The organism is Borrelia hispanica CRI (assembly GCF_000500065.1).
GTDB lineage: Bacteria > Spirochaetota > Spirochaetia > Borreliales > Borreliaceae > Borrelia > Borrelia hispanica.
In genome coordinates, this window is the sequence record NZ_AYOU01000083.1 from 1 (window position 1) to 3,261 (window position 3,261).

The 3,261-nt window shown below is 32.7% G+C and carries 6 protein-coding genes; all 6 read left to right on the top strand.

Annotated elements, in window-relative coordinates; all coding sequences use genetic code 11:
- The first annotated feature begins 6 nt into the window (after positions 1-6).
- On the top strand, positions 7-153 hold the full coding sequence (locus U880_RS11110; protein ID WP_235047991.1) for a DUF228 domain-containing protein: 147 nt from the start codon (positions 7-9) through the stop codon (positions 151-153).
- Positions 153-929 carry a DUF228 domain-containing protein gene (locus tag U880_RS10500; protein WP_024654613.1) on the top strand — a complete coding sequence of 259 codons (777 nt, stop codon included), beginning with the start codon at positions 153-155 and terminating at the stop codon, positions 927-929. Before U880_RS11110 ends, U880_RS10500 begins: the two co-directional genes overlap by 1 nt.
- A 21-nt stretch (positions 930-950) precedes the next feature.
- Positions 951-1,511, top strand: coding sequence for a DUF228 domain-containing protein (locus U880_RS0102330; RefSeq protein ID WP_024654614.1), 561 nt, complete (start codon positions 951-953; stop codon positions 1,509-1,511).
- 21 nt (positions 1,512-1,532) lie between these two features.
- Entirely contained in the window at positions 1,533-2,507 is a 975-nt protein-coding gene (locus U880_RS0102335) for a hypothetical protein (protein WP_024654615.1), read from the top strand.
- A 9-nt stretch (positions 2,508-2,516) separates the two neighbouring features.
- Positions 2,517-2,990, top strand: a complete 474-nt coding sequence (locus U880_RS0102340; protein ID WP_024654616.1) for a DUF3890 domain-containing protein — start codon at positions 2,517-2,519, stop codon at positions 2,988-2,990.
- Positions 2,990-3,261 (top strand): DUF1506 family protein (locus U880_RS0102345; protein WP_024654617.1); only part of this gene is annotated, 272 nt, incomplete at its 3' end. The genes U880_RS0102340 and U880_RS0102345, both read left to right, overlap by 1 nt.

Here is a 3,261-nt window from a genome sequence, read left to right on the forward strand (position 1 = left end):
GATACATTGAAATTCAATAATTTTGGGGAACTAGAGAAAGATACTAGCTCATCAAGATTCATTAATGCAGTTGCACTTTCTAAGGCTGTGAAACTTAACGAAAATCTTTACATAATACATGTTTCTATATTTGGTAATAGGGCTAAAAGCTAATGAGTGGTAAAGTCAATGATGTAGAATTATCTTCTCAAGTAGATGATACAAAAGAACAAGCTGATCTTGAGATTGAATCAGAAGTTCAAGTAAATCAAGATAGTAGTTCTCATACTCCTAAAAGTAGAAAAAGAAGAGGAGCAGAAGATTTAAGTCAAAATCTGGATAGTCGTTTTGGAGCAGAGAAAGAAAAACAATACAGGTTGGCATATCTTAGACTGAAAAAATATACTAAAACAACAACAGAAGATTTGGCTGTAAGAAGTTGTGCAAAGAATGGTTTTCAGGGTAGTGCCGATTTTCCTTATATCTTAACGCAAACTATCTCAAGCAGCGTTGACAAATATGAAAATATGCCATACAAAGGTTTTCCATACAAACGTGCTGTGAAATTGAGTTTTGATACTGATGGGTCTGTTTTTGTTGAGACAAGCGATGATTCTAACGTATATGGCATGTGTGTTGATGTTGATGAGTATACTAATACTGCTTGTGTAGTTCCAATTACTAATAATGTTTCTGGTTATTTCATATGTGCAGATTCTAGTATACAATGTGGCGACCATTTAGACTTCAATTCTGAAGGCGAATTGGTAAAAGCCAGTTCTAATTTACCTACTTCAATCAATATTATCGCATTAAGTAATACATATAAGCATGATTTTAGAACTCCAGCTGAACAAAGCGATTCGTCTTTTAGTTCAAGTAGTGATTTTGTAATTCATTTTGTAAAAGTTACTATATTTGGCAACAAAGCCATACAAAGAAAAAGCTAAAAATAAAAAGGAGGTTAGAGTATGCCAGATATGAAACAGCTCATCAAAGATTATGAGGACAAAAGAAAAGCTCTGGCGGCTGTTATCAAAGGTGGTAGTAAAGAAGTAGCTGTTAGAAGTAATACTTTTGATTTTAGAAACAAAGGACCACATATTGGCGATGGTGGGTTTACCGCTTCTAGTAGTAATACAAAAATAGAAAACTGGCCTAGTAAAAACTATCCCTACAAATGTGGTGTTAAGGTCGCAACAAATCCAATCAAAGCTAATGAGGTTCACTATGAATCTTATGTTCAACCAGGTGGTGGGGGTGATTTGTATGGCATATGCATTGACATTGATGATTATACAGAAACAGCGCAAGTTGTTCCTATTACTTCTGGTGGTTATCAAGCTTGGCTTTTTGCAAAAGACGCAACAATCAAAAGAGGCGACAAAATCAAGTTTAACGATAAAGGTGAAGCAGAAAAATCTAGTGGTTCAAATACCATTTATAATGCAATTGCTGTAGAAGATACGGTATCTTTACCAGATAATACATATTTAGTTCATGTAAAATTTGTTGGCAACAATGTCCAATAATTCAATCAAGGAGGTTTGAAAATGGAATTATATGAAGAAGATTATTATGAACAAGAAGTTATTCAAGCAACAGAGGAAGTAGAATTACCAAAATTTTACGATTGGTTCGCCCCAGAACAAATTGAAGAAGTTCCTTATAAGATGGGATTTTTCAAAGTAGTAGAATGGGATGCATTCATCAACGATAATCCAACAAATGTTATAAATAATTATAATACTGTCTCAACAATAGGATTTAGATCAGAATTCGTAAAACTTAACTATTTGCATTTGCAATACAAATTTGCACATCTGAAAGATTCTGCTGTTGCTCAATTTACAAATTCTGAGTATGTTGGAGATGTTAATAATAATCACTTGCCTTTTGGTACCGCATATAAACTAGCATGCAATGAAATTATGAAACTGATCACCCATTTTGTACTAACGGGAACTGTATCAGTGCAAAAGGATGGCACAAGAACAAAACGTCTATTACCTAATATGTATGGACTGCTCAATATGCCATATCAAATCAAAGAAGAAGTTCAAGCTGCAAATAAAGACAAAATGGAGAAGATATTTGAATCTATAGAATCAGGACTTTCAAAATTAGAACTTGGTGACTACTTTGATTGTCCATTCATGGTATTAATTGATCCATTGACAAGCTTAAAATTGGTTAAACCTTATGCAATACCAAATGCATCCTCATCATCTAATGTTTATTCGTCAACTGATTCATGGGAAGATTTTTTAATTAAAACAATTAAAGCTTTGAATAATAGAAATGAAGTAACTATACAAATATCTAATTTACTAAAAAATCAAATTATTATTTACCCAATGAATCCGAAGTTGCTTAAATTCAAACCAAGTCAATTCATGTTGCCAACACCAAATGAACAAATTGACACCAATTCAAGTAATATAGCTCATTCTTATATTGATTTTGTTCTTGGTGGGCTTATGGCTACACAGAAGACTATTCTTCAAGTAGAAATTAAGCAAAGTTAAGGAGTATCTATGTCACAGCATGAAAGTCAAGAAGAAACACAAGAACTTCAAAATGAAATACGCCAACTTTATGCAGAAATAATAGAATTATTAGACACTAATGAAGAGACTGTGAGTTTTTCTACTTTTATGCAATATGCAAAATTGGTCGATATGCTTCTTGAAGTTAGGGGTATTGACGTAGAGATGCTCACGGCTTCACATATCAAATTGTTGATGTATTACTATACTGGCTGCAGACTAAAGAAAAGCGGAACTATCGATGATTTTAGTGGCAATAGTCAAGTAGTAAAGAAGCATAAACTTAACGAACTTGAGATCGAATATGAACAGGTACAATCACAATCTGATGGTTCTGAATCTTTTGGTGCTGGGATCAAAGCTAGTGAAGGGTTCTGTTCGTCTTTTGATTCATTATTAGCTAATTTAGCACTTGTTGAAGAATCAACAACTAAAAAATATTGCATAGGAGTTGCTCGTTAATGCAGATAAATCATGTTAGAAGTAAATTTGCTCAAATGGCAAAATCTGTTATCTCTTATTTTGAAAATAAAAAACCTTTAAGGCTTTATAAAAAAAGATATGAATATAATGAAGATACTGCAAGTTCTGAAGCAATAATTGACAAAGACAACTTTCAAGAATTTACAGGTGTACTATTTAGCATAAATCCCGATTCTATTGTAAGTATTAATGAATCAAATCTTGGTGATATGACATGTCTTTACAAGTTGTATACAAGTGCACAACTTGA

What these genes read in the sequence shown, in the direction of transcription:
- U880_RS10500 (WP_024654613.1), top strand. Translation starts at nt 153, where the DNA reads ATGAGTGGTAAAGTCAATGATGTAGAATTATCTTCTCAAGTAGATGAT.
- U880_RS0102330 (WP_024654614.1), top strand. Translation starts at nt 951, where the DNA reads ATGCCAGATATGAAACAGCTCATCAAAGATTATGAGGACAAAAGAAAA.
- U880_RS0102335 (WP_024654615.1), top strand. Translation starts at nt 1,533, where the DNA reads ATGGAATTATATGAAGAAGATTATTATGAACAAGAAGTTATTCAAGCA.
- U880_RS0102340 (WP_024654616.1), top strand. Translation starts at nt 2,517, where the DNA reads ATGTCACAGCATGAAAGTCAAGAAGAAACACAAGAACTTCAAAATGAA.